Source organism: Bowmanella yangjiangensis (genome assembly GCF_017255015.1).
GTDB classification, from domain to species: domain Bacteria; phylum Pseudomonadota; class Gammaproteobacteria; order Enterobacterales; family Alteromonadaceae; genus Bowmanella; species Bowmanella yangjiangensis.
This window is the reverse complement of record NZ_JAFKCS010000582.1, coordinates 1-463: the sequence shown is the minus strand read 5'-3', so window position 1 is coordinate 463 and position 463 is coordinate 1. Positions and strand designations below refer to the sequence as shown.

1 pseudogene is annotated in these 463 nt (G+C 68.9%); it reads left to right on the top strand.

Annotated elements, in window-relative coordinates:
- Positions 1 to 66: 66 nt before the first annotated feature.
- Positions 67 to 463, top strand: a pseudogene (locus J0A65_RS25765) (hypothetical protein); the annotation flags it as partial.

Sequence of the window (463 nt, the reverse complement as noted above, 5' to 3'; positions counted from 1 at the left end):
ATCAATTCTCGCGTCCATCATCGACGGGCCGGCACTGCCTTGCCGGCCCTGATCGAGGAGAAGAGGATGAGTATCGAGCGTTACAACCCCGACCCCGTGCGCTGGGTCGGTCTGCGTTCCGTCGAGCTGCCGCTGGCGCGGGCGGTGAGCGATGCCAAGGTGTCCACCGGGCGCCAGTTGCCACTGGCGGCTGTCAGCCTGCTGTTCGTCGAGCTGCAGACGGAACAGGGCCAGCAGGGCCTGGGGTTCACCTACACCCTGCGTACCGGCGGCCCGGCGCAGTACGCACAGGCGCTGGAGCTGGCGCCGCTGCTGATCGGCGAGGACCCCAACGATATCGCCCGGCTGTGGAGCAAGCTGAGCTGGGCCAGTGCCTCCATCGGTCGCAGCGGCCTGGCGGTGCAGACCATCGCGGCGTTCGACAGCGCGCTGTGGGATCTCAAGGCGCGCCGTGCGGGGCTGC